General features: G+C 54.5%; 1 pseudogene. It reads right to left on the bottom strand.

Features of this window, described 5'->3' with window-relative positions:
- Nucleotides 1-733: pseudogene (locus AUR66_RS13170) on the bottom strand (site-specific integrase); the annotation flags it as partial.
- Nucleotides 734-992 lie beyond the last annotated feature (259 nt).

Below are 992 nucleotides of genomic sequence, written 5' to 3'. Positions count from 1 at the left end.
CGACGTGCAACGCGGCAACCTCGGAGGGTCGTAACCCCCAGCCAGCGAGCGCAACAACGAGCAACTCCGCTTCGGGCGAGTCTACCTCACTGTAGATTCGACGCACCTGTAACGCCGACAATGCCTGTGGGTCCGGCTCACTGGCTTCCCAGCCGAACTCTTCGCCGGCCTCAGAGAGTGGGTTGTACTTAGCGTACTTCCGGCGTTTCACGAATGCATACCACGCTCTCGCGACGTGCAGGTACTCGAGTTTCGACCGGTCAGTCGAGAGTTCCTCATCGAAGACGTCGAGGACAGCGAGACAGCGTTCGATTTCTCGTGGTTGCTGGTCTAATTCAGATAGTGGTTCGAGCAATGCATCTGTCTCGTGCAGTTCTCGATAGGTCCGAACCCACTTCGCCAGTCGCGTCCGGTGTGTCTCGACAGTACTCTCTGCCCGTCCACCACGAGTTTGTATCGAGTTGAGGTACACTTCTAGAGCGTTGACAGTATTCTCGTGGTTGACGTCCCATTCCCACTCATCAGAACTCTCGTCTTCGAGACCGACGACATCGACGAAGAATTGCTTGGGTGTGAGGTCGTGGTGCTCGCGCAGCGCGTACGCGATGCCACTGTATCCGTGTTCGGTGAGCCACTCGTACGTCGGGACGTCGCGGTCTTCGTCGAACCCATCGCGATAGCGCTTCGGTGCGATGTCTTGCCAGTAAACGTCGACGAGCTCGTCGAGACTCATCTGGGACCACTTGTAGCGTTTTTCTCTTGGTCCCTCGTCTGAAGTCGTCTCTTCGGCATCCAAACCCTGGGAGTCAGACCGCTGATTCACGGCTTCTCACTGGGGATTAACCCTCTCGCTCCGTGTTGGGGTAATTCTGAATGTGAGATTTTCATTACTCACCGACTTTCTTCAATCCAATTAATACTTTGGCTTGTGCTGTTGTGGGTCATACACAACGCCAATTAGTAAAATTGAAGACTTGAGCTGGATATTATGT

It is taken from the genome of Haloferax profundi, from assembly GCF_001469865.1.
Classification (GTDB): Archaea; Halobacteriota; Halobacteria; order Halobacteriales; family Haloferacaceae; genus Haloferax; species Haloferax profundi.
This window is presented reverse-complemented; position numbering and strand designations above follow the sequence as displayed.